General features: G+C 62.9%; 24 protein-coding genes and 1 pseudogene. 3 read left to right on the top strand and 22 right to left on the bottom strand.

Annotated features, from left to right (window positions below):
• Positions 1–9: 9 nt before the first annotated feature.
• The 3 genes from MRBLMC3_RS17300 to MRBLMC3_RS17310 form a co-directional block, all read right to left on the bottom strand.
• A complete protein-coding gene (locus MRBLMC3_RS17300) occupies positions 10–279 on the bottom strand; it encodes a hypothetical protein (protein ID WP_363738967.1) in 270 nt (89 codons plus the stop codon).
• A gap of 130 nt (positions 280–409) precedes the next feature.
• Positions 410–1051: a DUF1109 domain-containing protein gene (locus MRBLMC3_RS17305; protein ID WP_363830787.1), complete on the bottom strand. Its 642-nt coding sequence runs from the start codon at positions 1049–1051 to the stop codon at positions 410–412.
• Complete coding sequence (locus MRBLMC3_RS17310) at positions 1048–1587, bottom strand: sigma-70 family RNA polymerase sigma factor (protein ID WP_363830789.1); 540 nt, start codon at positions 1585–1587, stop codon at positions 1048–1050. The genes MRBLMC3_RS17305 and MRBLMC3_RS17310 overlap by 4 nt, the downstream gene beginning before the upstream one ends.
• Before the next feature lie 208 nt (positions 1588–1795).
• On the opposite strand from MRBLMC3_RS17310, the gene MRBLMC3_RS17315 reads away from it, so the two are divergent.
• Positions 1796–2071: a DUF2282 domain-containing protein gene (locus MRBLMC3_RS17315; RefSeq protein WP_363738773.1), complete on the top strand. Its 276-nt coding sequence runs from the start codon at positions 1796–1798 to the stop codon at positions 2069–2071.
• 53 nt (positions 2072–2124) lie between these two features.
• On the top strand, positions 2125–2574 hold the full coding sequence (locus MRBLMC3_RS17320; protein WP_363830791.1) for a DoxX family protein: 450 nt from the start codon (positions 2125–2127) through the stop codon (positions 2572–2574).
• Between the two features lie 132 nt (positions 2575–2706).
• On the opposite strand, the gene MRBLMC3_RS17325 is transcribed toward MRBLMC3_RS17320, so the two are convergent.
• The 9 genes from MRBLMC3_RS17325 to MRBLMC3_RS17365 form a co-directional block, all read right to left on the bottom strand.
• The gene (locus MRBLMC3_RS17325; RefSeq protein WP_363830794.1) at positions 2707–4029 is read right to left on the bottom strand and encodes an Hsp70 family protein; all 1323 of its coding nucleotides are present in this window, start codon (positions 4027–4029) and stop codon (positions 2707–2709) included.
• A gap of 226 nt (positions 4030–4255) precedes the next feature.
• Positions 4256–4576, bottom strand: a complete 321-nt coding sequence (locus MRBLMC3_RS17330) for a hypothetical protein (protein ID WP_133653520.1) — start codon at positions 4574–4576, stop codon at positions 4256–4258.
• Positions 4577–4768: 192 nt separating this feature from the next.
• Positions 4769–5599: a 23S rRNA (adenine(2030)-N(6))-methyltransferase RlmJ gene (locus MRBLMC3_RS17335; protein ID WP_363830797.1), complete on the bottom strand. Its 831-nt coding sequence runs from the start codon at positions 5597–5599 to the stop codon at positions 4769–4771.
• A gap of 323 nt (positions 5600–5922) precedes the next feature.
• On the bottom strand, positions 5923–6882 hold the full coding sequence (locus MRBLMC3_RS17340; protein WP_363830799.1) for an XdhC family protein: 960 nt from the start codon (positions 6880–6882) through the stop codon (positions 5923–5925).
• 61 nt (positions 6883–6943) lie between these two features.
• Positions 6944–7753 carry an SDR family NAD(P)-dependent oxidoreductase gene (locus tag MRBLMC3_RS17345; protein ID WP_363830801.1) on the bottom strand — a complete coding sequence of 270 codons (810 nt, stop codon included), beginning with the start codon at positions 7751–7753 and terminating at the stop codon, positions 6944–6946.
• Positions 7722–8534 (bottom strand): FAD binding domain-containing protein, encoded by an 813-nt coding sequence (locus MRBLMC3_RS17350; RefSeq protein WP_363830804.1) that lies wholly within the window; start codon positions 8532–8534, stop codon positions 7722–7724. The genes MRBLMC3_RS17345 and MRBLMC3_RS17350 overlap by 32 nt, the downstream gene beginning before the upstream one ends.
• Positions 8531–9004, bottom strand: coding sequence for a (2Fe-2S)-binding protein (locus MRBLMC3_RS17355; RefSeq protein WP_363830807.1), 474 nt, complete (start codon positions 9002–9004; stop codon positions 8531–8533). The genes MRBLMC3_RS17350 and MRBLMC3_RS17355 overlap by 4 nt, the downstream gene beginning before the upstream one ends.
• A gap of 2 nt (positions 9005–9006) precedes the next feature.
• Positions 9007–9666 (bottom strand): CoxG family protein, encoded by a 660-nt coding sequence (locus MRBLMC3_RS17360; protein ID WP_363830809.1) that lies wholly within the window; start codon positions 9664–9666, stop codon positions 9007–9009.
• Entirely contained in the window at positions 9663–12044 is a 2382-nt protein-coding gene (locus tag MRBLMC3_RS17365) for a xanthine dehydrogenase family protein molybdopterin-binding subunit (RefSeq protein WP_363830811.1), read from the bottom strand. The genes MRBLMC3_RS17360 and MRBLMC3_RS17365 overlap by 4 nt, the downstream gene beginning before the upstream one ends.
• Before the next feature lie 38 nt (positions 12045–12082).
• Between MRBLMC3_RS17365 and MRBLMC3_RS17370 the strand changes: the two genes are divergently transcribed.
• Complete coding sequence (locus MRBLMC3_RS17370; RefSeq protein WP_363830814.1) at positions 12083–12847, top strand: TetR/AcrR family transcriptional regulator; 765 nt, start codon at positions 12083–12085, stop codon at positions 12845–12847.
• A 150-nt stretch (positions 12848–12997) separates the two neighbouring features.
• On the opposite strand, the gene MRBLMC3_RS17375 is transcribed toward MRBLMC3_RS17370, so the two are convergent.
• The 10 genes and pseudogenes from MRBLMC3_RS17375 to MRBLMC3_RS23100 form a co-directional block, all read right to left on the bottom strand.
• Positions 12998–13981 carry a helix-turn-helix domain-containing protein gene (locus MRBLMC3_RS17375; RefSeq protein WP_363830817.1) on the bottom strand — a complete coding sequence of 328 codons (984 nt, stop codon included), beginning with the start codon at positions 13979–13981 and terminating at the stop codon, positions 12998–13000.
• Positions 13982–14044: 63 nt separating this feature from the next.
• Positions 14045–14704 (bottom strand): aspartate/glutamate racemase family protein, encoded by a 660-nt coding sequence (locus MRBLMC3_RS17380; protein WP_363830820.1) that lies wholly within the window; start codon positions 14702–14704, stop codon positions 14045–14047.
• Positions 14704–15834 (bottom strand): FAD-dependent oxidoreductase, encoded by a 1131-nt coding sequence (locus MRBLMC3_RS17385; protein WP_363830823.1) that lies wholly within the window; start codon positions 15832–15834, stop codon positions 14704–14706. The genes MRBLMC3_RS17380 and MRBLMC3_RS17385 overlap by 1 nt, the downstream gene beginning before the upstream one ends.
• A gap of 4 nt (positions 15835–15838) precedes the next feature.
• Positions 15839–16618, bottom strand: coding sequence for an alpha/beta fold hydrolase (locus MRBLMC3_RS17390; protein WP_363830825.1), 780 nt, complete (start codon positions 16616–16618; stop codon positions 15839–15841).
• The gene (locus MRBLMC3_RS17395) at positions 16615–17439 is read right to left on the bottom strand and encodes a 2,3-dihydroxyphenylpropionate 1,2-dioxygenase (protein ID WP_363830828.1); all 825 of its coding nucleotides are present in this window, start codon (positions 17437–17439) and stop codon (positions 16615–16617) included. Before MRBLMC3_RS17395 ends, MRBLMC3_RS17390 begins: the two co-directional genes overlap by 4 nt.
• Positions 17432–17740, bottom strand: a complete 309-nt coding sequence (locus MRBLMC3_RS17400; RefSeq protein ID WP_363830831.1) for a hypothetical protein — start codon at positions 17738–17740, stop codon at positions 17432–17434. The genes MRBLMC3_RS17395 and MRBLMC3_RS17400 overlap by 8 nt, the downstream gene beginning before the upstream one ends.
• On the bottom strand, positions 17737–18882 hold the full coding sequence (locus MRBLMC3_RS17405) for an alpha/beta hydrolase family protein (RefSeq protein WP_363830833.1): 1146 nt from the start codon (positions 18880–18882) through the stop codon (positions 17737–17739). The genes MRBLMC3_RS17400 and MRBLMC3_RS17405 overlap by 4 nt, the downstream gene beginning before the upstream one ends.
• 22 nt (positions 18883–18904) lie before the next feature.
• Positions 18905–20320, bottom strand: coding sequence for an MFS transporter (locus MRBLMC3_RS17410; protein ID WP_363830836.1), 1416 nt, complete (start codon positions 20318–20320; stop codon positions 18905–18907).
• 80 nt (positions 20321–20400) lie between these two features.
• Complete coding sequence (locus MRBLMC3_RS17415) at positions 20401–22878, bottom strand: TonB-dependent receptor (protein ID WP_363830839.1); 2478 nt, start codon at positions 22876–22878, stop codon at positions 20401–20403.
• Between the two features lie 332 nt (positions 22879–23210).
• A pseudogene (locus MRBLMC3_RS23100) lies at positions 23211–23338 on the bottom strand (IS5/IS1182 family transposase); the annotation flags it as partial.

Here is a 23338-nt window from a genome sequence, read left to right on the forward strand (position 1 = left end):
ATGGAAACGTCATTTCGGCTCGGTCAGGCTGCCTCCGGCGGCCTTGCACGCCTTGACGGTCATGGCCTTGAAACCATGCCCCTTGCAGACATTCTGCCCCTTGCACTCGTTGCTGGCGGTCTTGCAGTCGGACGTGCCCTTGCAGCTGTTGACGCCGTAGCAATGGACGACCTTCGTATCCGCGCTGTCCTGCGCCACGGCCGGGGCCGCTGCTGCCGACACGATCGCGATGGCGGCGGCGGAAGCGGCCATGCCGATGCCGCTATTATAGGTGAGCATGATGATCTCTCCGAAAAAATGTTGAGCCAGTGTGGCCCCTGTCTTTCGGTTCGAAGCGGCGCGCGGTTACAGCGGCGGCGGAAATTTACGGTACCGACGGCAAATGCTGCGCGACGGTGCGGCTTCCGCTTCACCAGCGCAACAGCCGCGGCCCGACCAGCATGCCGACCAAGGTCGCGAGCAATATTCCTAGAGAATACCAGGTCAGAACGAAGATCGCCGACACTTCGGGACAATGGATGCAGTAGACGGTCGCCGCGAAGGCTCCTGCCGACAGACCGGCGGCCGCACCGGCCGCGCGGAGCCGGGTAGGGGCGAGCCTGCGGAACGACCATAGCAAGCCAGCAAAGATCGGCGCCGACAGCGACAGCACCAGCCAGGGGCAACTCTTCCAGCTATGGCCGAGCCACATCACCAGCCATTGCGACGATGGCGTGCGCGCCAGTTCGAGCAGGCCGATCGCCGCGAGAAGCAGGACGGGTATCCCAAGAGCCCACAAGCCGCGCAATCGACCGCTGTCGGGCCGGGCGAGCTGGGCCGTCATCATCAGCGCGGCGATCGACAGGGAAAGGGTGTATCCCCATTTCACCCAGAAGGACGCGCCCTGCATGGCCGTGCCCAGATCCGGGCGGACGCCGATCGACGCCAGGATCAGCAGCGCCGACGCGATACCGCCGGCGACGATCCCGATGGCCAGCCGCCGCGCGACGCTGTTTCTGCCCACCGGGCGGGTATCGCTGGCAAGCTGCCGGATCAGATCGTCCGTGTTCATCGCATCGCCCCCTGCACCCGCGCCATCAGCGCCTTCAGCCCGCGATGCACCGAAATCTTCACGTCGGATTCGCCTATGCCTTCCGCGCTTGCCGCTTCGGCGACACTCAACCCCTCCAGCCGGGTCGCGCGGATCATCCGCGCCTGCTTGGGCGGCAATTGCTCCAGCAGATCGTCTATGTCGAGCTTCGCGATGCTGCTTGTTTCAAATTCGTCGGCGACCAGCAATTCTTCCAGATCGTCGATCGGCCGCAACCGGCCGACGCGGCGGAAATGGTCGATCATCTTGTAACGGGCGACCGCATAGAGCCAGGCGGTGAAGGCGCGCCCGCGATCATAGGTCGCGCGGCGGGTGTGAACGGCTATAAGGGTGTCCTGCACCATATCCTCGACATCGTCGTCGGCGCCGCGAACACGGCGCCGATAGAAACCCCGCAGCAGCGGAACAAGCAGGCGCAGCAAGGCCGCATGGGCGGCAGCGTCGCCGTCCAGCCCATCGATCATCAACGCGCGCAGATGCTCCTCTGTGGTCTGCATTCAATCTCCTCGCCCGCATGTTCGGACCGGACCGGCCATCGGTTACATCATCGACGGAAAATTTTTGCGCTGTTCGATTGTAACCGCACCTTGCCCTTCCCCGAACCCACCGATGTGACACGGGCTTCACGCCTCCTCCCCGGTCACCGCGCGGCCCGGCCCCTGTCCGGGTCGCGCGCAGAGGCGACGGATCGAAGAGGACATTATCATGCGTACCACTCATGCCGCGCTCGCCGCCAGCATCGCTATCGCTTCGGCAACCGCGCTCGCCGCGTCCGCCCATGCCGAGACGAAGCCGAAGATGGAGAAATGCTATGGCGTCTCGCTCGCCGGCAAGAATGACTGCGCGGCCGGTCCCGGCACGAGCTGCGCCGGCACGTCGAAGGTCGACTATCAGGGCAATGCCTGGAAGCTGGTGAAGGCAGGCACTTGCACGTCGATCAAGACGCCCAAGGGCAACGGCGCGCTTTCCCCCAAGGCCTGACCATGGCGGCCGGGGCGCCATTCCGTCCCGGCCATGCCTCCTGGAGACGAACGATGAACCTGCCCTCGCCAATCCACGGCGCCATCGTCCGGCGGATCGAAACGCTGCTGCCCGATGCGCTGTTGCTGCTGGTCGCCCGTCTGGGCATTGCAGCCATATTCTTCCTGTCGGGACGGACCAAGGTGGATGGTATCCTTACCATTACCGACAGCACATTTGAACTGTTCCGCACCGAATATGCCTTGCCGCTCGTCCCGCCGGATCTTGCGGCAACGATGGCGACCTGGGCGGAGCATCTTTTCCCGATATTGCTGCTGTTCGGCCTGTTCACGCGGCTTTCGGCATTCGCCCTGCTCGGCATGACCCTAGTCATCCAGACATTCGTCTATCCCGATGCTTGGCCGACGCATCTCAGCTGGGCCGCGATCCTTCTTCCGCTTGTCGCCCGCGGCGGCGGCATCTGGTCCATGGATGCACTTATTTCCCCCCGATCGAAGATGTGAGGCATGGGGCGGCCAAAAAAACCACCTGACCGCGATCGATGTTCTCCCGACCGGCGTTCAGGGGGAGGCGGGCTTTGCAGAGCGGGCCGACCGGATGTCATTCGGCGCCAATTTTTGGTACCCGACCGCTATTCAACCCTGCTCGATTTCATCTTCGCTGCTTGCCGTCCATTCAGCGATGCTGGCCTCCTGACCGATCAGTGCGAGGCCGTGGGCGATGGAGGTCAACTCATTGCCACTCGCAATGTGGCTCGCGGCGAAGCGTTCCTCAAACAAGCGGCGGACGGCGGGGATCAATGAGGAGCCGCCGGTCAGGAAGACATGGTCTATCGCACCCGCGCTGATCCCAGCCCGGTCGAGCGCTACATCCACCGTCGCGCCGATGCGGGCGAGGTCGGGTGCAATCCAGCTTTCGAAATCGGCACGGCTGACGTCCGCTTCCACGCACACGCCCGAACTGTCGAAATGGAAGTGCGCGCGCTCCTCGGTGGAAAGCGTCCGCTTCAACCGCCCAACCGCGTCATAGAGCGGATAGCCAAGCTCATTTTCCACCACGGCGATCATACGGCCGATCGCGGCGGGATCATTCGCTGCCCGCTTCAGCTTCTCCAGCTCGGCCAGCGTACGCCGGTTATGCATCAGCGCGAGGCGGGCCCAGTCGCCGAAATCGGCGAAATGGCCGGGCGGTATTTCCAGCGTCTTGCCCATGGACGCATAGGTGCCGCCCTTGCCCAGCATCGGCAGGACCAGCTTATCCATGATGCGATAGTCGAAGCGATCGCCCGCTATACCGATGCCGGCGGACCCGAGCGGCGTACAGCGCCGCAGGGTCCCCGGCGCCTCTATCCGTACGACAGAAAAGTCGCTGGTGCCGCCGCCGAAATCCGCGACCAGCAGAGTGGCAGGTTCGGCCAGGCGGGAAGCAAAACTGAACGCAGCGCCCAGCGGCTCGTAGACATAATGGATTTCCCGTTCGAGGGCCGCAAACATGAGTTCGTACCGCCGGCAGGCAAGTGCGCTGTCCGGGCGCTGCCCCGCATAGCGGACCGGGCGTCCCACGATGATGCGGGAAGGGAGGTCCTTTAGCGCGTCGGCAGCATGCGCCCGCAACCGCTCCAGGAAAACATGGCCCAGCTCCTCGAAGCGAAGCCGCTTGTCGAAGATTGTTGCATGTTCGAACGCCCTACTTGCTGCCACGGATTTGAAAGATTGCAGGAAGCGGCTGCCTTGGGGGAACTCAAGGAACTCGGCGATGGCCCAAGGCCCCGCTTCACGCGCGACACCGCCGGAAACGCTATGATCCTCCCAGAAGCAAAGAGCGGAGCGGAAGATCGACCCGGTGTTGTCGGGCCCCGGATAATCCACCATCCTCGCCTCGCCATCCACGCCGCCCAGCGCGACAACCGAATTGGTGGTGCCGAAGTCGATGCCGATCGAGCGAGCCAGCGAAGTCATGATTCCGTCCTGTTATGTGCGGATTGTGGAGGCGGGCTGGCGGCTATTGCAGGCATGGACCGGCGGCGCAACCAGTCACACGCGCCATCAGGGATGGTCTTGGGCGAACGGGCGTTCGGCAAGGACGGACGGATCCGACGAGGCGGATCAGTCAGCTTCGTGTCGGTACCGAACGAGATGGTGGTTCGGCTTCAGCGATGGCGGGAGTGCACGATCTATGCCCCGCTTAGTCACCGTTGGCATCAACCATGAAAACCGTGGGCTTGCCTCGCGAAGCAGGATCCCATCCTGCCGATAATGCTGCCCGAACCCCTCGCGAAGCAATCGCATCGTTGATGTGCAAACGGCCTTTCGGCAATCCTCTCATCAGGCGCTTGGGTGCGGGAAATTCCAGTACCGCTTCGCGCGGCATGTCTCTCTGGCGCAGGGAGACAGTCATTCCCTTCCAGCCATCGGAAGAGGACAATTGAGGCTCGCTCAGGAGTTCCCAATCAAATTTGAAACCATCGATCTCGACAGTGCCGCTGCGGCCGGGTGCTTGAAACATGTCAGACCCTTAGCATGTCGGCAGCAGTACACCACCCCTGGCATCGGGAGGCTTTTTCGACGCCCTCAGTCGCCATTCCGAGCGAACAGGATCACATGATCGAGTCCATTACCAGCGGGCGCAGAGGCACAATGTCTGGAGCACGGCCAACGAGCGTGCCCCTTTGCATGATGGGTGGGGCGAGGCTCTATTTTAATCGCCCAGCCAACCGGATATAATCTCGCCCTTATGCTCTTCGGGCGCTAACGCGGCGCGCAAAGCCTCCAACAGTGGCGGCAGTGCCTGCGTGAAAGCGTAGGGCGGATTGACGATAAAGAGGCCCGCGCCGTTATAGATGCCAGGTTGCTCGCTATCGTATAGCCAATGCTCCACCAGTAGCAATTTCGGGATGCCGAGCTTGCGTAACTGCTGTTTCCACCGCCAATGCGTGGCGCTGTCCTTCAGCGGATACCAGATCACCGTCACGCCATGCGCCCATTTGCGGTGAGCGGCGGCGAGGGTGGCGGTGATGCGCGCGCGTTCGTCCAGCTGCTCGTAGGGCGGGTCGACCACCACCACGCCGCGCGCGGTGCTGGGCGGCAGCATAGCCAGCCAAAGTTCGTAGGCGTCGCGTTCATGCACGGCCGCGCTCGTGCCCCGCATCACGCCGCGCAGGGCGTAAGCGTCTTCCGGGTGCTTTTCGTTCAGGATCAGGAAATCCTGCGGGCGCAAAAGCTGGGCCAGAAATCGCGGTGAGCCGGGGTAAAGGTGCGGTTCGTCACCCACATTCACCGCCCGTACGGCGGCGCGGTAGTCATCCAGCAAGGGGTTCGGATCGGCAAAGACCCGCAGCACGCCCTGCGTGGCTTCGCCGGTGCGTTGGGCTTCGTCGCCGCCAAGGTCGTACAGCCCGCAGCCGGCATGGGTGTCGATCAGGGTCAGCGGGCCCGGCTTGTGCTGCAAAGCCCGCACCAGGGCGATCAGCAGGCTGTGCTTTACGACATCGGCGCTATTGCCGGCATGGAAGAAATGGCGATAATTCATCGTGGTTCAAAATCCTGACGGCCCGCCTTTAGACGAGCTGCCGGACCTTCTGCAAAAGCGAAATTATGGCCGAACCGGTATTGTTGGGCGTCCAAACCGAGTGCGAGGCAATTGAAGCAACCAATCCGGTGCTCGCATGAGGGCGGGCGGAGACGACCCTTCCTCGCCGCTTAGCGGCCAAATTTCGCTAGCCGGCAGCGGACATCTCATTGCCGCGCTCGAGCCGGCCATCATGTCTGCTTTGTCGGACGTTCCAGTTAGTCCGCTTCCGAGCGGCAGCCCGTTGAAGCTGTCGTTTGTTCAGCCTTAGCGCACGTTGGTACTTAGAACGCCGTGAACCGCTCCTGAAAAGCGGCTGCAATTTCCGCGATCACCGATGCGGCGATTAAATGCGGATCGCGCAGCTGGTGAACCAGACCAATCGGCGCCTTGATCCTTGCGATGCCTTCATTGCTGCACTCGGAAGCGACCAGGCCTTCAGCGCGGCGGGCATGAGCTCGCCGGCTGCCGAGCGCACCTACATAGAAGGCGTCGCTGCCCAACGCCTGGCGCAGCACCATTTGCTCCCATTCATGATCGTGGAACATCAGGGCTATCGCAGTGCCCCCGTCGATATGCAAATCAACGGGCGACGAAAGCCCCCGCAGTACCCGGACGGAAATTCCGGCGTGGCGTGCCCTGGTCAAGGTGATGTCATCCGGCGAGGCCAGCTCGACCTGCATATCGGCTGCCGCAGCCAGACGCGCCAGGACCAGCGCCTCCACGCCGGATCCCACGATCAATAGCCGGATCTTCGGTCGAACCACATAGGCCGCTGTGCCGGGCGAGGCAGGTTCCATTCCGGGGTACCACGGGAGCGAGCCGTCCGTTGCCAGTGCGATCGCCCCGGCCTCCCGTTCCGCCTCAATCATGGCCCGCAGGGCCGGCAGATGATGATCCGCGACGGGATATATCAACAGTTCGATTCGGCCTCCGCACGGCAACACGACGTCGATCCTGCCGCTGCCCCGCCCATATTGTACGGCCGCCGGCCGATTTTCGACGATTGCCTTGCGCGCTTGCGCCACCAGGTCCGCCTCGACGCAGCCGTTCGACACATAGCCTGCTGTGGTGCCCGTAATGCTGGCCGCCATTCGCAGGCCGGGCTCGCGCATGCTGCCCCCATCGACCGCAGTGACGAAAACCAGCGCCACGCCGATCCGGGCCTCGGCGCATTCGACGACAAATCGGGCGACGTCCCGTGGGTGGCTGACCATGTCGATGCAGTGCGGCCCGTTCGTCATCCGCCGATCAGACGAGCCGCCACCGAAAACCGCATCAACGTTGCGAGCGCCTTGGCCTTGTCTACCAACTCGTGTGGCCGCCGTCCGCGGCGATGACCGATCCCGTCATGAACGAAGATTCGTCCGACGCGAGGTGCAGGATGGTTTTCGCGATCTCGGCGGGGTGGGCAAAGCGCTTGAGGTGCTGGCGACCGGTCAACTTGGCCAGCAGATCCGCTCGGTCCTCCGGCGGTAACCCGGCCAGAAGCCCTTGCGCCATGCCGGTGTCGATTCCGCCCGGACAGATGACATTGCATCGGATGTCGGGCGCCAGTTCGGCCGCCAATGCCCGCGTCATGCCGATGATCGCCGCCTTGGAAGCACAATAGACGCTCATGTGGGGCAGCGATACCAGCCCCCCGACCGACGAGACGTTGACGATCGCCCCGCCGCCCGAAGCGCGGATGGCCGGCGCGGCCTTCTGCATGGCGATGAGTTGCGAGAAGCAGTTGACGTGCATCACACGGTCGAACTGGGCCAGCGTGACGTCGGCCAGATCGCCGGGCCCCAGAATGCCGGCGATATTGCACCAGGCGTGCAGGGCGCCAAACCGTTCCATGGCCAGGTTGACCAGCGCGGCGTGGGTTTCCGGCAGCGTCGCGTCACCCGGAACCGCAACGACCTCGGTTCCTTCGGCAATCAAATCCGTTTTCAGAATATCCAGCGCCTGCTCGTCAATGTCGGTCAGAGCCAGTTTCGCGCCTTCGCGCGCCATCAATCGCGCGGTCGCCAGGCCAAGTCCCCCCGTGGCGCCAGTCATCGCGACGACCTTGGCGGCAAGACGGCCCGACCGGGGAAGCTCAGTCGGCATTTTGTCCTCCAAGCAGAGCATGTACCGCCCGCCGTGTCATCACGCGCACAAGATTGGCCCGGTAGTCTGCGCCCGCGTGAAAATCGCTGATGAGTTCCGGCAGATCGAAGGTCAGTCGATCGATGCCTTCGGGGCTGCCGTCGCGCAACAATTGGTGCTCGACGTCCGGCATCCGGAATGCCCCCGCGCCTGCTCCGGTGACTGCGACCCGCCAGCCACGGGGGCCATGGGCGACGGCCACGCCGGTCATGGCGTAACCCGAAACCGGGTGCCGGAACTTGGCATAGGAAAATGCCTGGTCAGTGCGGATGCGCACCTGCAGGACAAGCTCGCCCGGTTCCAGCGCGGTCTCGAACAATCCTGTCAGGAAGGCGTCGGCAGGCAACTCGCGGCGGTCTGTGACGACCACCGCATCGAGCGCGAGGATCGCCGCCGGGTAATCGGCCGCCGGATCGTTGTTGGCGATCGAGCCGCCGATCGTACCCCGGTTACGGACCTGGACGTCACCGATGCCGTCGGCCAGCAGCGAAAGCCCAGGAAGCCGGGACTGCACGAGCGCGTTGCCTGCGACGGCAGCGTGCGTTGCCATGGCGCCGATCTGCAGTTCGCCTTCGTCTTCCTCGATCTCGCTCAGCAGTGGAACCCCCGCCAGGTCCACCAGCTCCGAAGGACCGGCAAGCCGCTGCTTCATGGTCGGCAGCAAGGTCATGCCTCCGGCCAGCGGCCTGGCATCGGAATCGCCCGCAAGGATATCGAGAATGTCCGAAAGAGTTTCAGGGCGAGAATAGACGAATTCTCTCATTGGCCGGTCTTCCGGCTGGCGGAAATCACGGCCGCGATGATCGGCTGGTACCCGGTGCAGCGGCACAGATTGCCTTCCAGCGCATGGCGGACCGCAGCCTCGTCCGGCGAGGGGTTCGTGTCCAGAAGCGCGGCGGCAGCCATGATCATGCCGGGCGTGCAATAACCGCACTGAAGGCCGTGCTCCTCGCGAAACGCCTGCTGCAGCGGGTGATCGCCCCGTGGACCGAGCCCCTCGATCGTGGTGACCGCCTGCCCTTGCGCCTGGAGCGCCAGCATCGTGCAACTCTTCACGGCCTGCCCGTCGCAATGAACGGTGCAGGCACCGCATTGGGTTGTATCACAGCCGACATGCGTGCCCGTCAGACCCAGAACATCGCGCAGGAAATCGACCAGCAGCAGCCGCGGGCTGACCATCTCGCTGACTTCCCGGCCGTTCACAGCAAGCGAAAGTGGGTAGAGCTTTTCCATGGTCAGGGCTTGAGTGTGTACATGACGGTCATGAAGACCAACAGCGCTGCCAGCACCAGGATCGTGAAGGACTGGGCATCGAACCACCGCCGGGCGGATTCCGCGACAGCCGGTGCGGGACGGGGCTGCGCGCCTGCAACAGGCACGGGCACCCGCCCATCTCCGGCGGGGATCGGTGCGACCGGCGCTTCGCCCGGAATTGCGGATATATCCGGGGCCGTTCCGGCTTCGACGATCGCTCCGAACTTGTCGAAGAACTCAGCCGCATATTTTTTGGCGAAAGCCTCGATCAGGCGCGAGCCGATCTGGGCCAGCTTGCCGCCGATCTCGCTGCTGACATCATAGGTAAGCCGCGTGCCCTCCGCCTCCTGCGCAAGGCGGACCAGCGCGGCCCCCTTGGCGAAACCGGCCGCGCCGCCTGATCCTTCGCCGACGATGCGGCAGCTTTCCGGCGCCTGGAGATCCTCAAGCCGGATTCGACCATTGAACCTGGCCTTTACCGGCCCGACGCGGGTCACCACCGTCGCCACCCAGTCGACCGGTGTCTCGCGCGTGATTTCCTCGCACCCCGGTATGCATTGGCGCAGGATATCGGGATCGTTGATCGCCTGCCAGACCAGCTCGCGCTCGGCGCGGATCAGCGCTTCACCGACGAGCTTCACGCCGGTTCTGCCTTGCGCGAGGCGGCGGCATCGATCGCGGACCATATGCGCGCCGAAGTCAGCGGCATTTGCAGGTCGGTGACGCCAAGCGGGCGCAGCGCATCAAGCACCGCGTTGACCACCGTGGGCGGCGCGGCGATCGTACCGGATTCCCCCACGCCCTTGACCCCGACGGGGTTGGTCTTGCATGGAATTTCCTCAAGCCTCGCGGCTATGGTTGGCATCGTATCTGTCCTCAACATTCCATAGTCTGAAAAGCTGCCGCTCAGCAGTTGGCCGGTGGCCGGGTCGTAGACGACCTCCTCGACCAGAGCCTGCCCGACACCCTGGGCGATGCCGCCAATGATCTGGCCTTCGCAAATCATCGGGTTGATCGCCTTGCCCACGTCGTCGACGACGGTGTAGCGGTCTATCCGGATGGCACCGGTTTCGGGGTCGACCTCGACCTCGCAGACGTGCGCGCCGTTCGGGAAGTTCGGCGCTTCACCGCCGGCCGTGCCTACGGTCGATAAACCCAGGGACTGGCCGCCCGGCACGCCCATCGGCGCGAAGAAGCCCCTGACCACCTGCTGCAGCGAGACAGTACGGTTAGTGGCCGCGGCCCGGAAAAGGCCCTCGCTGAATAGGACAGCATCGACGTCTGTCTCAAGGATGCTCGCGGCCATAGGCGAACAGCGCGCGATCGCCTCGTCGGCTGCGGCCCGAAGCGCCGTACTTGCCAGCATGGAGCTACGGGCGGCATAGGTCCCGCGACCGAATGTCACTGCATCCGTATCGCCCTGAACATGTCGGATCTGTTCAGAGGGGATACCGAGCCAGTCGTGTATCAGCTGCGCGAAAGCGGTCGCATGCCCCTGGCCGTGCGAATGAGTGCCGGCGAGGATCGATACTCCGCCAGACGGGTCGAAGCGCAGTTCCATCCGCTCGTTGAACACGCCTGCGCTCTCGATATAGCAGGTGACAGCGCGTCCGCGAACGAGCCCTCGGCCTTCCGACGCCTGCCTGCGCGCCGCGAAGCCTTCCCAGTCGGCCAGTTCGAGGCATTTATCCATCATTCCGGCGAAATCGCCACTATCATAGGTGAAGCCGGTGGGGGTCGCATATGGCAAGGCCTGCTCGGCGATCAGGTTCCGGCGCCGGATCTCCACCTGCCCCAATCCCGAAACGCGGCCCGCTTCATCCATCAGCCGCTCAAGCATGAAGCATGCCTCGGGCCGGCCTGCGCCGCGATACGGACCCGTGGGCGAGCAATTGGTGAACATGGCCGACGTCCGCACATCAATGGCGGGGATGTCGTAGACCCCGGGCAACATGCGCATCGAAAAGGTGATCGGCGCAACCGTGGCCGAAGCGACATAGGCGCCCAGCGCGTGATAGGCGCGTACGCGCAGGCCTATGGCCCGGCCATTTTCGTCGAAGGCCATCTGCGCCGAAGCAACCTGGTCGCGACCATGATTATCGCCCGCCAGTGATTCCGAACGACTGGCAATCCACCTTACCGGCCGCCCCAGCTTGCGCGCGGCCCATAGAACCAGCGCATCCTCGGGATAGGGGTCGGCTTTCATTCCGAACCCGCCACCGACATCGGGAGAGATGACGCGCAGGCACGTTTCGGGAATGGCGAGGACCGAATTCGCCAGCATCTTGCGGACGCCGTGCGGGTTTTGCGAGCTGGTGTGCAGGATGTACTGACCATCGCCATCATTCATGACGAACTCGCCCAGCGCACATCGCGGCTCGATCGAGTTGGCCGAGAGGCGGTTGTTGCGCAAGTCAAGCCGCACGACGAAAGCGCTGCGGGCGAACGCCTCGTCCGTGCGTTCGGGGTCGCCAAATGCCAGTGTAAAACTGCGGTTCCCTTCGCAACCAGGCCAGATTTCCGGCGCATCGGACGCCGCAGCGCCGTCCGGCGTCGTGACGCAAGGACGGGGGGAATATTCTATCTCGACGGCCTCGGCCGCGTCGCGGGCCTGGTCGGCGGTCTCCGCTATGACGGCGACCACCCTGTCACCGACACAGCGGACCCGATCGGACACCAGAATGGGGCGGATGGTGCGAAAGCCCGGTGGGCCGCCGGCGTCCTCCGGCATGAAATAGGGCGGCAGGCCGCCAAGACCTTCATTCTCGGCATCCTGCCCGGTGAGGACCAGAAGCACGCCCGGCGACTCCATTGCGGCCTTGACGTCGATGCGGACAATGTCCGCATGCGCCTGGTCCGAATAGATCACGCACATATGCGCCATGCGAGCCCGCTTGACGTCACCGACGTAGCTGCCAGCGCCCGTCAGAAAGCGATGATCCTCGCGACGCCGGACCGCCTGGCCAATGCCAAAACCGGACACATTTCCTCCCCGTCCATTACCGCCTTGGTCGATCATTGGTGCGGACATCCCCACGGCTTGACGGCGGTGCGATATTGAATTTAAGGCAATGTACGAAAGAGGCAAGAGATTTTTGTATGACCGTACGAGAAAATGAAAAGGCGATGCGCAAGGGCGAGCGCACCAGGCAGGCGATCCTGAACGCGGCCGAAGCCCAATTCGCCCTGTCGGGCTACGAAGCCGTCTCGATCCGTCAGGTGGCGGACGCAGCAGCCCAGCACCTCGGGGTCGTTACTTATCATTACCCCAACAAAGAGTTGCTGTTTGAAGCAGTCGTGGCGCGCCGCGCAGAGGAACTCAGCCAGCAGCGGAAAGAGCGCTTGAACAATCTTGTCGATCCGACGATCGAAGCATTGCTTGATGCATTCCTCGATCCCTTTCGCGAAAAGGTCGAAGGAGGATCTGAAGGTTGGCGCAGATATGCGCAGATATTGGCGCACATCGCTCAGGATGCGCGGTGGGCACCATTGGTGGACCGCCTGTTTGGCGAAACGGGTCGAAAGTTCATCTCGCTCATGCGCGAGGTGGAACCGCGACTTACCCTTGACACGGCGACGCAGGGCTATGTCCACCTGATTTCCGTCATGGTGGGATTGTTCGCATCGACCAAGCTACTGGATCGCCTGTCCAACGGAAAGATGTCGAGCGATCGTCTCTCGGAAAATTATGATCAGGCGATCGCGTTCCTTGCCGGCGGCATGCGCGCTCTCACTGCGCAATCGCCCTCGATGCCCGATGCCAAGGCATTTTCAGGAAAGGCGGACATCGGACTTCCGTCTGAAAATGCCCCATCAAATTGAACCGGACGATTTCCTCGAGGCGACAGTCGTCTGTCGCGATCTTGAAATCCAGAGCGGGTTTCGATCTGATTGAATCCGCTCTCCGCTCTGGATTCCTTGTTTGCCGCGATTTCTTAATCAGCGATCGGTTCCGATCGCTTGGAAATCGCGCTAGTTCACCGACAGATCACGCCTGAGCGCGGCCAGGCGCGCCTGGCGCGGAGCAACCCCGAACTGACGCCGGAACGCTCGGCTGAAATGCGACGCATCGTTGAAACCCCAACGAAAGGCGATTTCGCCGATCGATATATCCGTCATTTGCGGATGCACGATTTCTCCCTTGCAGCGCTCCAGTCGCTCGCGCCATATGCGCCGCATCAAGGGCTCAGCCTCACCCTCAAACAATTCGTAGAGATAGCGCAGCGACAGTCCGACGTTGCGGGCGATCAGAGAAGGGGAAAGGTCGGCGTCCGCCAGATTCTGCCGGATGAACGTCAAAACCCGTTGGCGATGGGCAGCCTGGCCGCCCGCCGACACCGGAGAAAAGGCCTCAGCCATGCCGCAAAGCACGGTCGAGAGGATCAACGGTATCGTGTCAGCCACCTTTTCGGCTGCATCGGCGTTGAGTTGCATGCCGACACGAAAGAGTTCGTCGCTATACGCTCTGAATAGCGCGGCCGGACCTGTATTCGTCTGCATCGCAATCGCCGTGCAGCTGTCGACATTGGGAAAATAGCAACGCAGCGCCGCGCAGGGAACGTAGATGGACGTGGTGCAAATTTCGCCGGTTTCTATCATGAACGGTCGAGCAGGATCGACGAGAAACATGTCGCCGGGGTGGATCATGCTTTCTCGCCCTCCCTGGCTGACAAATGCGGTACCCTCGCGGTGAACGCTCACCAGATAGCTGGGAACCGGGCTTGGCTGCGAACTGGCGGGTTCGGTGATATGCGGAGAAAAGCGCAACTTGGCGAAACGCAGGCCGGGCCGCGCAAATCCATCGACCGCGCACTCCAGTGCCTGCGAGCCCACGGGCCGAATATTCAGTCCGATCGAGAACAGCGAGGCCATGTCCTTGCGAAACTTGGATGATCGCCGACCGCTGGGCACACCAGCTGTAGTGAAGGTTTCCGCCCGGAGCGCAGCCTCGGCCATTATTGCCCCTCTCCCCGCAAGCAATTCTATTTTCGCAAGGAGAATTACCGGAAAATAGTACATCTATCCAGAAAAATCTGTGTCCTGTCCAAATTTGCGCCGCAAGGCTCTGACCGCACAGTCAGGGGTGGTAAGCACGGTCGCGCCCGTGACCCGCGCAATCTCCGGTGCTGCCCTGGCCAGGCTGAATTGGGCCAGCGCGACTATGCGTTCGGAACTGAAACCCTGTGCCGCGACCGCAGACAGGCGGTCATGCTCGGCAAAATCCCCGGCCTCCGCTGCCTCCAACGCCCCGACGGCAAGACGGGGTTCGACATCAAGCGATCCTGGAAATTCACCAAGCATGGAACCGAGAGTCGGCGCGAACGTGGCGAGGAGGCCGACTGGCCGCCCCAGCGCGACAGCCTCGTCGATCATCGCCTCGTTCGGCTTCAGCACGGGAATGTCCATCATCCCCGCCACCGTCTCGATCGCCTCGCCAAAGGCCGAGCAGGTAAACAGGATAGCGTCGGCGCGCGCGAACCTGATCGCATAGCGCGACAATTCGACAAAGCGCCCGATCATGGACTCCGTCAGGATTCCATCGGCCGCGCGGTCGACCGACAGGCTGTCATCGAGAATATGGACGCGTTCCGCCTCTGGCCACAATCGCCGGAAGCTCTCCGTGATGGGATCGAGCGACAGCCGCAGGGCTGAGATCAGCGCAATCCTGGGCGGTGCCATCAGATCGGTTCCGCCAGCTTGGCCAGCGACTGCTCGACAAGGATGGTCTGCTCCTCGGGAGGCCGCCCATCCTGCTCGCGCCGGCCGATCTCAATCGAATTTTCGGTGACCAGCCGACAGCGGTCATAGCGACGGGCCATGAACGCCGCGAACATGCGCGCCACGTCTCCCCCGGAACGTCGCAATTCGTCGGCCAGCACGAGGCCGTCCTCGATCGCCATGCCGGCCCCCGAAGCCAGCTGCGGGGTTGTCGGATGAGCCGCATCGCCGACCAGGATGATGCGCCCGCTGTACCAGGGCGCAGGCAACAGGAATGCCTCAAGAGGGCGCACATTGATGACCGAATCCACCGTCAAGCTATCGCGGATCCCGGCCAGAATCCCCCCATAGCTTGCCATCAGCTCCTGCAAGCGGACGTGCAGTTCGTCGACGGGATAGATTGGCGGCCGCGGGCCGACCTGAAGCAGGAACATGTACATGTGGGTCTGGGATACCGGCGACAGCCCGATCTTGTGCGGGCCCCCAAGGAAAAAGTGCCGCCGGTCGATGCCCGCGGGCCGCGTCGTGTACAGGCGCCACACGGTCTGCCCGGTATATTCGGCCTGGTCGGCATCCGGAAAGATCGCCGCGCGCGTCGTGGAGAAGACACCGTCCGCGCCGACCACGAAGTCGTAGGAGCGCGTCTGACCGTCGCTGAACCGCGCCTCGACGGCATGGTCGCCCTGGTCAAAGCTGTCGACTGTGCAACCCAGGCGAACATCGGTGCCGACATCGCGCACCCGGCTCGACATGATCCGGTGAAGGTCGGGCCGCATCACGCCACCGCTGCCGGGCAGATCCTCCCCCAGCTCAGGGTCCGGCAGGTGCGTGACCGGCTGCCCGTTGACGTTGCAGACCTGTATCCCGTTTCCGGCAAACCCGACTTCAAGAAATTCCTCGAGCAGGTTGAGCGCCTTGATCGCGCGCAGGGTCGGCCGAGTCACGGTGATACCGGCGCCCGTGACCCGCCATTCGGGATCCTTGTCGATCAGATCGACGGCAACACCCAACTGACGCAGGCACAGGGCCGTCGCCATGCCGCCGACCCCGCCACCAACGATCAGAGCCTTCAGATCATTCAGCTTGTTCATGGCATCAACTCTCAATGGTGGAGGACAGGTGCCCACCGACAAGGTCGGTGAATTGCCGAGCTGCCTCCACGTTCATAAGATGGGCCGCGTTCACACGCTCCAGACGGCTGTTCGGGACTGCCCGTGCGATCGTCTCCAGCGCCTCGATCGGCACCGCCACGTCGTGCTCACCGGCAACAACCAGCGTCGGGCAGGTGATCCGCGAGAGTATGGCCCGGTTGTCCAGCCCGGCGATCGCCTCGGCCGCAAGCGCATAACCCTCGGCCGGTGTCGCGAGGACCAGCTGGCGGATCGTATCGACACGCGCCTTTGCAGATACGAGAAACGCCGGCGTAAACCATCGCGCCAGTATGTCGTCGACCTGGCCGCCCATACCATCGCGGCGCGCTCCGGCGGCACGACCACGCCACATTTCCTGGACAGGCGGAGGCGGATATGCCGTACCCCCGGCCAGCACCGCCGAGGTCACCCGTTCGCGCGCCATCACCGCCATGGCCTGCGCGATAGAGCTGCCGAACGAGAGGCCAACCACACCGAAGCGCTCCACGCCCATGGCATCCAGCGTTGCCAGGACTGCGACAGCATAATCCTCGATGGATCCGGCAAACGGCGGCGCCGCGCTTCTCCCATGGCCGGGCAGGTCAAGGGCTATAACGTGGAAGCGCTCCGCCAAGACCTCGATCTGCGGATCCCACAACGCTGAGGATGTAGCGATCGCATGCAACAGCACGACCGCTGGCCGCGTATCGGCTCCGGCGGTGCGGCCCGAAAGCACCGCACTCATTCACCCCTCCATCGGCCCAGAGCGATGCCCGTGTACCATTCGCTGACCGGCTCGTAGTGGTTCAGTTCGAAGTTGCGGCAACCAGCAATGCCATGCGCGACGAGCCAGTTGCGGATTTCCTCGGCGCCGTTGCCGGCGCTATTGACTTCCGCCTCGGAAAATGAGGTCAGCGCATCGACGTCGGTTCCGCCGAGCAGTTCGAGGAAGCGCCGGTCGAATTGTTCGTTGACATAGCCCATGCGCGGCGTGCCGACGTCGTGAGCGATGCCGCCGGTGGCGAGCACCACGACCCGTTCGGCGCCATCGTAGGAACGAATTGCCTCGGCCATTGCCCGGCCAAGCTCGATGCAGCGCATCATCCTGGGCAGGGGTGGCTGGACGCAATTCACCAGGATCGGCACCACAGGAAAGTCGCCGCAAATGCCGGCCAGCGTGAGCGGCGTGACCATGCCGTGATCGAGCACGAGTTCGAGCGAAAACGCCGGGTCGAAGCCGCTGTCCAGGCAATGTTGCAATATGTGCGCGGAAAGGCTGCGCGCGCCCGGAATGGTCTTGCGCTCGACCTTGAGCCAGCCCTCGATCGGGCCGTCATAGGTGTCGGCGATGCCGATGCAGAACGCCGGCATGTTGCCAAGAAAGAAGTTGTGAAGGTGATCGTTGGACACGAGCACGATCGCGTCCGGGTCCAGTCGGGCGATTTCTTCGCCTGTCCGGCGAAACTCGTCGAACACCTGACGGGCCACCTCCTCTGCCGGCGCGTGCGGCAGATTGGTCATCGCCGGGGTGTGGCTGACGGCGAAGATCCCTGCAATTTCAGCCATTTTCCAGCTCCTTGCCAGCCTTCCTCAGCGCGGCGAGATACTCCTGTTCCGGGATCCGGAGTTGCAGGCAGTAAGCGCGCAGCAGATAGGGGTTGGCACCCAGCAGATAGAGCTGCGTGACGTCGGTGTGCTCGAGTGCCGCGGTTGCCGCCGGGGTCAGTCCCGGATAGCTTGCGATATAGACGTCAGGATTGGCGAAATAGCGCTTCTCCTCGTCCCGGTCATGCTGGATCCGGTAAAGAACCCGGTTGATCTGATAGGCCTCGCCCGTCGGAATGGCCTGTAGCCAATTGTTGATCATTGGGCGCGCTCCTTCACCATGCGGCATGTCCAGTCGATGATCAGCGGCAGGGTTTGTGGAGTGATGCCCATGTGCCCGCCGGGGAACATCCGCACTGACTTGGGTTCGCCGTGGCCGACGAGCAGGTCGATGTCGGCGACCGGGCATTGTTTGTCCTCTCGCCCGTTCACCAGCAGCATTGGGGCGCAGGGTCCGTCCAGCATGCCGGCATCGAGCAGCGACAGGCGCTCGAAGAATTCTACATATTCGCCTTCTGTGCGAGCGCCGAGCATCCGCATCCGCGTCTCGACGAGCTCCATCAGGTAGCTGTCGGGATAACGCGAGCTTTCGATCCAGTCGCGCTGGAACATGAAGTGGGCGCCACCGCCCCAGTTGACGCCGCAGGCGATCCGATCGGGATAGAGGTGGGCCAGCCGCGTTGCCCAGTAGCCGCCGAACGAACGGCCGAGGCATCCGGGCAACCGGCCCGACAGATCGTCGCGCGCGGCCAGCCAGTCGAAGACCGGCAGAAACTGCTGTTCGGCGCCGGGCCGACCCTTGACTGGCGATTCCCCGGTTCCCGGCCCATCTATCGCGACTGTTGCTACCCCCTGCTTGAGCGCAAGGTCGCTCGCCGCAGTCATCTGCTCCTTCCAGGCGTCGACACCACCCCACATGACGATGACCGGCGGTCGCTCTATGCCCTTCGGGCGCCGCAGCAGGAAAACAACCTCATCGCCGTCGCCTTCTTCGCCCTGAAACGGAACGCTGACCCGTTCGATCGGCGGATCGAACAAGGCGCCTGCAGCGAGATAAGCGTCGCGCTCGCGTGCTGCGCTTGCCAGCTTGTCGGGATGATTGGGGCAAGGAAACCGACCCAGGAAGAAGAAGCCGTCCGCCCGCAGGAACTGCGCCTTGGCGTCCTCGAGCTTGCCGGCCTCGCGCGCAGCGACGCCGGCGGCAAAGGCAGCCTCCCCGGCGGCGGTCCAGGCCGCAGCCCAGTTGACCGGATCAAGGCCCTGCAACTGGGCGACGACGCCTTCTGTGTCCTCGTAGCTGAGGTTGTTCATCGGGTGGATGCACTTTCGGGTGCGATCCAGCATCCAGGCTTTGGCTTCTTCGAGCGTCCTGGGGCGTTCATGAACGGTATCGGCATTCGGCATCGGGGTTTCTCCGCTTTGCGGCTCAAGGTGAAATCAGTTCAAGAGAGCGATTGCGCGTCTCGACGGCGAAGATCAGACAGATTGCCCCTGCCAGCGCGCCGAGACAGGCGAAGATCGCGAAGATCATCCCCAGCCCCGCCGTATCGACGATCAGACCGACGGCCATCGGCGCAACGATGCCGGCCAGGATCGACACCGCATATCCAAGCGACACGCCGATCACGCGCATACGGGTCGGGTAGAGCTCGGGGGCGTACAGGATCATTCCGATCGAGATTGCCGAGACGAAATAGAAGCTGATGCATCCGCCCACGAGCATGTGGTTCGCGCTCTCCAGCCCGTTGACTCCCAGGTTGAAAAACGCGGCCGCGGCCAGCAGAAACGCAGTGCTGAACCAAATCCGTCGCCCGACAAGGTCGATCGCCAGCGCCGTGGTCAGCGTCCCCGAGAAACCCGCCGCTTGCGTGATCATCGCATTGCGCAGGCTGTCGCTGAGAGACAGGTGAAACAGCCCGTGGTAGAGCGTGGGCAGCCAAGTAACCAAGCCGTAGTTCATGAAGAAGCAGCAGAAGTACATCGTCCACAGCATGGCTGTGCGTCGGCCATAGCCCTGAGAAAACAAGCCGCTGAGGATGGCGAAGCTGAACGGAAAGATTGGCTTGTCGTTCGACTTGCCTGGTAAATCCGTGACGCGGGCTTCGGTTGTGTTCCACAAGGTAGAACCCGGTGTCGTGGACCCCGCGCTCGCCGCTTCAATGCGCCGCACTATGGCGTCGGCTTCCGACAGACGGCCCCGGTGCACGAGCCATCGGGGCGATTCCGGCACGAAACGGATCATCATCGGCAGCACCAAAACCGCTGGCAGGGCGCCAATCGCCAGAAACGGCCGCCAGCCGAAATGCAGGATAAACCACCAGCCCAGCAACGCGCCCGCGAGCAGGCCGAGCGGAAAGACCAGTTCGTACAACAGCACGAAACGCCCGCGCCCTTGGGCCTTGGCGATTTCCGAAATGTAGGTGACCGCGATCGGAACTTCCGCGCCGAGGCCAATGCCGGTGAGGAGGCGGGCCGCGACCAGCCAATGATAATTTGGGGCCAGTGAAGCTGCCAAGCTCATCGCGGAATATAGCGCGGTGCAACCGATCAACGCCGCCCGCCTGCCGCGCGTCTCCGCGATCATGCCGAACAGGAGCGCGCCGATGATTTCCCCGACGAACAAGGCCGACAGCAGGAAACCGGACTGAGCTTGTGTCAGATGCCATTGGGCCCTTAATTCAGGCAAGGCATAAGCGATCGCCAGAACTTCGAAGGCATTGAAGAAGGTGGCAGTACCGACGACGAGCCTGAGCTTGATCTGCCAACTGGTGAGAGGCGCGTCCTCCAGCCTGGCAATGATGCTTTCGCCGGTCAGGGCCATATGAGAAGCGAAATCACCCATGTCGGAAACGAGGCCCTGTACATTTCTGTGTGAGAAATGCCGGCCGTCCCTGTATCGCGACGGCCGGCAAGGCAGGCGGGCTAGAAGTTGACCGACGCCCGAACGCCATAAGTCCGCGGTGGCAGGATATTGCCCCACCACGTCCTGTCGCCGCTGTTGAAGCTCTGCTGGGCGTTGTTGAACACCTGGCTGTTGGTGACATTGTTGACGTAGGCGGACAAACTCCAGCGATCCTCGGCCGCCTTGTAGGTCAGCGTCAGGTCGGTGATCTGATAGGCCTTCTGATGCGCGAACGCCGGTGCGCCGATCGTCAGATCCGTGTCGGACTGGATGTTGCTGCGCACCCCCGCCACGATCGTGCTGTCGCCCGGCAGATGGAATGTATGCTGCCAGGACAGCGAGGCGTTCCACATCGGGGCATTCGGTACCGGCTTGCCGGCGCAGTCGACGATCGGGATGTGCAGGATCGGGTTCATGCCGATTGCGGGGCAGGTGACCTGCGAAGTGGGCGTGAACACATAATTGTCGAACCGCGAATGCAGGTAGGACACATTGGCGGTCAACAGATCGTCCGGCGTGGCAAGGAAGGTCGCTTCCACGTCGGCGCCATATTCCTTCAGATTGCCGACATTGAGGATCGGGAAGCCGACCACCGGCGGATAGAGCACGCTCAGCGCGCCGTTCTGCTTTTTCTTGAAGCTCCAGTAGAACAGCTCGACGTTCAACTGCAGCCGATTGTCGAGGAACCGGTTCTTGGTACCCAGCGCATAGGCGGTGATACTTTCCGGCTCGTAGCTGTTCTTGTAATTGAACGTACCGGCCGGTGCATTCACGCCATCGTTGAAACCGCCGGCATGGAAGCCGGTCGAGACGTTGGCGTAGACCATCGAGCGCGGCCCGATGTCGTAGTCCACCCCGATCTTCCAGTTCGTCGCCTTCCACGAGCGGCTGTCGTTGCTGGGAACGATGCACTCCGACGTCGGTAGATTGTAGGTCGTGCCCGCGACTCCAACCGGGCAGAACGGTGTCCCCCCGATATCGGTGTAGGCCGGCTGGCCGATGCGGAAGAGACCGGAGATCGACTTCTTCTCGTAGGTATGGCGCAGGCCGCCGGTCAGGCGCAACTCTGGCGTGATCGAATAGGTCACCTGGCCGAACGCTGCATAGCTGGTGTCGGCGAGGTGATAGTCACGACGGATATAACCCTGGTTGGTGATAAGGCCGCCGGGCACCTGATTGAAGTTCCAGTACCGCTCGAACGGATCCTGGGTCTCGCGGAAATAGTAGAGACCGACAAGCCACTTGAGCGGGCCGTTACCATCGGAGGCGAGGCGCGCCTCGTAGCTCTGCTGGTCAGCGGGCGTGCGGATGATGGTCTGGTAGCCGCCGGCCGGATTGACCCAATTTGCCAGGGTGTGCCGATATGCCGGGAGGAACGTAAAGGTGAAGCCCGGGCCACGCCAATCGAATTGCCCGGACACCCCCCAGGTGCTGTTGTTCAGGAAGCTCCCCGGTGCCCAGCGGCCCACAGTGTCGGGATTGAGCGCATAGCCGCCGACGCCTGCGCCATAAAGATTGGGATTGTAGGTGACGGTGTTGGGCGGAACGCACTGGTTCGCGCCGGGCAGCAGGGTACATCCTACACCTGGATTCTGAAGTGTTCCATCATAGTTCGCCGGCGCGTAGAAGCCGAGCGGCGGCCCCTGCCACGGATCAGCGGTGATCGCCGTGGCATGGGTTGCCGTGGTGTTCATCACTACCTGGCCGACGCCATTGCCATGGTCGCGCGAATAATCGCCGGCGATGTAGATGCTGAAGTCGCTGCTCGGTTCAAAGCGCAGCGAAACGCGGCTCGCGACGGTGTTCTGGTCATCCATTCCGGTGCGCTCGATGTAGCCGTCATGCTTGATGAAACCGACCGCGGCGCGCATCGCAATTTTGTCGTTGAAGGGAAGGTTGACGACGCCCTTCAGATCAACGGCGTCGTAATTTCCGTACTGCGCATCGAAATGCGCGCTGGTTTCAAAGTCCGGATGATTGGTGATGTAGTTGATTGCGCCGCCCGTCGCGTTGCGGCCGTACAGCGTGCCTTGCGGCCCCTTCAGGACTTCGATCCGCGCAACGTCGAGGAAAGCGCCGGAAAGCGCAGTGCCGCGCGCGACATAGGCGCCGTCGATGCTCTGCGCCACAGCCATGTCACCGAACGCGTTTATGATCTGCGCACCGATGCCGCGGACATAAATATTGTTCAGCCCGCCGAAGCCGCGACTGACCGACAGCCCCGGCACCAGCTTCACGAGGTCTACGGGCTTGGACACATTGGCTTCCTGAAGGGCGCCACCGTCCACTGCCTGAATGGCGATCGGCGTGCGCTGCAAGCTGCTCGACCGACGCTCGGCAGTCACCACGATGTCGGCCAGCTGGCTGGATACTTCCTGCGGCGACGCCGTCGATGACGCCGACTGCTGTGCAGCCTCCTGCGCGAATGCCTGACCAGAAGCGATCAGCGCAAGCGGTGCAGCGGAAACCCAGAAAATGGCCCTGAAGCGCTTTGGCATTTCATTCTCCCCTACTTCGCTGCTTCTGTGGACGGCCGGAGGATGTGCGCGAGCAGCGATTTATCAGTCCGAGCATTAGGCAAATGGCGCGGACTATTCTTGTTTCTCATTGCGGCAAATCTATTCTCGCCGTGCGGCTCGGCGATGGGCTGGACCCGCTTGGATGCCGGGCGACCCCAAAGGGCGGACGAATCTGATTGAACTGATGCGATGGATGCTTCCCTTCGACCGGCATCGTATGATGCTGATCGTTGACCGATTGAATGTGTTGTGGGGCATCGATACCCGGTCCCCCCAGCCTTGACTGGTGCCGCGGCTCATCGTCTTGCTCACTAGGCGATGTTGACAAAAGATTTCAGCCATAGGCGCACGGCGGCGAGGTTAAGGAAGCTGGCGAAGGAGAGCGCGGTCTTGTCATAGCGGGTGGCGATGCGTCGCTGGTTTTTCATGACCCCGAACA

The sequence above is a fragment of the Sphingobium sp. LMC3-1-1.1 genome (assembly GCF_040676285.1).
Classification (GTDB): Bacteria; Pseudomonadota; Alphaproteobacteria; order Sphingomonadales; family Sphingomonadaceae; genus Sphingobium.

Excerpts from the sequence above, each read along its gene's own strand:
- MRBLMC3_RS17300 (WP_363738967.1), bottom strand. The coding sequence starts at position 279 with ATGCTCACCTATAATAGCGGCATCGGCATGGCCGCTTCCGCCGCCGCC.
- MRBLMC3_RS17305 (WP_363830787.1), bottom strand. The coding sequence starts at position 1,051 with ATGAACACGGACGATCTGATCCGGCAGCTTGCCAGCGATACCCGCCCG.
- MRBLMC3_RS17310 (WP_363830789.1), bottom strand. The coding sequence starts at position 1,587 with ATGCAGACCACAGAGGAGCATCTGCGCGCGTTGATGATCGATGGGCTG.
- MRBLMC3_RS17315 (WP_363738773.1), top strand. The coding sequence starts at position 1,796 with ATGCGTACCACTCATGCCGCGCTCGCCGCCAGCATCGCTATCGCTTCG.
- MRBLMC3_RS17320 (WP_363830791.1), top strand. The coding sequence starts at position 2,125 with ATGAACCTGCCCTCGCCAATCCACGGCGCCATCGTCCGGCGGATCGAA.
- MRBLMC3_RS17325 (WP_363830794.1), bottom strand. The coding sequence starts at position 4,029 with ATGACTTCGCTGGCTCGCTCGATCGGCATCGACTTCGGCACCACCAAT.
- MRBLMC3_RS17330 (WP_133653520.1), bottom strand. The coding sequence starts at position 4,576 with ATGTTTCAAGCACCCGGCCGCAGCGGCACTGTCGAGATCGATGGTTTC.
- MRBLMC3_RS17335 (WP_363830797.1), bottom strand. The coding sequence starts at position 5,599 with ATGAATTATCGCCATTTCTTCCATGCCGGCAATAGCGCCGATGTCGTA.
- MRBLMC3_RS17340 (WP_363830799.1), bottom strand. The coding sequence starts at position 6,882 with ATGACGAACGGGCCGCACTGCATCGACATGGTCAGCCACCCACGGGAC.
- MRBLMC3_RS17345 (WP_363830801.1), bottom strand. The coding sequence starts at position 7,753 with ATGCTCTGCTTGGAGGACAAAATGCCGACTGAGCTTCCCCGGTCGGGC.
- MRBLMC3_RS17350 (WP_363830804.1), bottom strand. The coding sequence starts at position 8,534 with ATGAGAGAATTCGTCTATTCTCGCCCTGAAACTCTTTCGGACATTCTC.
- MRBLMC3_RS17355 (WP_363830807.1), bottom strand. The coding sequence starts at position 9,004 with ATGGAAAAGCTCTACCCACTTTCGCTTGCTGTGAACGGCCGGGAAGTC.
- MRBLMC3_RS17365 (WP_363830811.1), bottom strand. The coding sequence starts at position 12,044 with ATGATCGACCAAGGCGGTAATGGACGGGGAGGAAATGTGTCCGGTTTT.
- MRBLMC3_RS17375 (WP_363830817.1), bottom strand. The coding sequence starts at position 13,981 with ATGGCCGAGGCTGCGCTCCGGGCGGAAACCTTCACTACAGCTGGTGTG.
- MRBLMC3_RS17380 (WP_363830820.1), bottom strand. The coding sequence starts at position 14,704 with ATGGCACCGCCCAGGATTGCGCTGATCTCAGCCCTGCGGCTGTCGCTC.
- MRBLMC3_RS17385 (WP_363830823.1), bottom strand. The coding sequence starts at position 15,834 with ATGAACAAGCTGAATGATCTGAAGGCTCTGATCGTTGGTGGCGGGGTC.
- MRBLMC3_RS17390 (WP_363830825.1), bottom strand. The coding sequence starts at position 16,618 with ATGAGTGCGGTGCTTTCGGGCCGCACCGCCGGAGCCGATACGCGGCCA.
- MRBLMC3_RS17395 (WP_363830828.1), bottom strand. The coding sequence starts at position 17,439 with ATGGCTGAAATTGCAGGGATCTTCGCCGTCAGCCACACCCCGGCGATG.
- MRBLMC3_RS17400 (WP_363830831.1), bottom strand. The coding sequence starts at position 17,740 with ATGATCAACAATTGGCTACAGGCCATTCCGACGGGCGAGGCCTATCAG.
- MRBLMC3_RS17405 (WP_363830833.1), bottom strand. The coding sequence starts at position 18,882 with ATGCCGAATGCCGATACCGTTCATGAACGCCCCAGGACGCTCGAAGAA.
- MRBLMC3_RS17410 (WP_363830836.1), bottom strand. The coding sequence starts at position 20,320 with ATGGGTGATTTCGCTTCTCATATGGCCCTGACCGGCGAAAGCATCATT.
- MRBLMC3_RS17415 (WP_363830839.1), bottom strand. The coding sequence starts at position 22,878 with ATGCCAAAGCGCTTCAGGGCCATTTTCTGGGTTTCCGCTGCACCGCTT.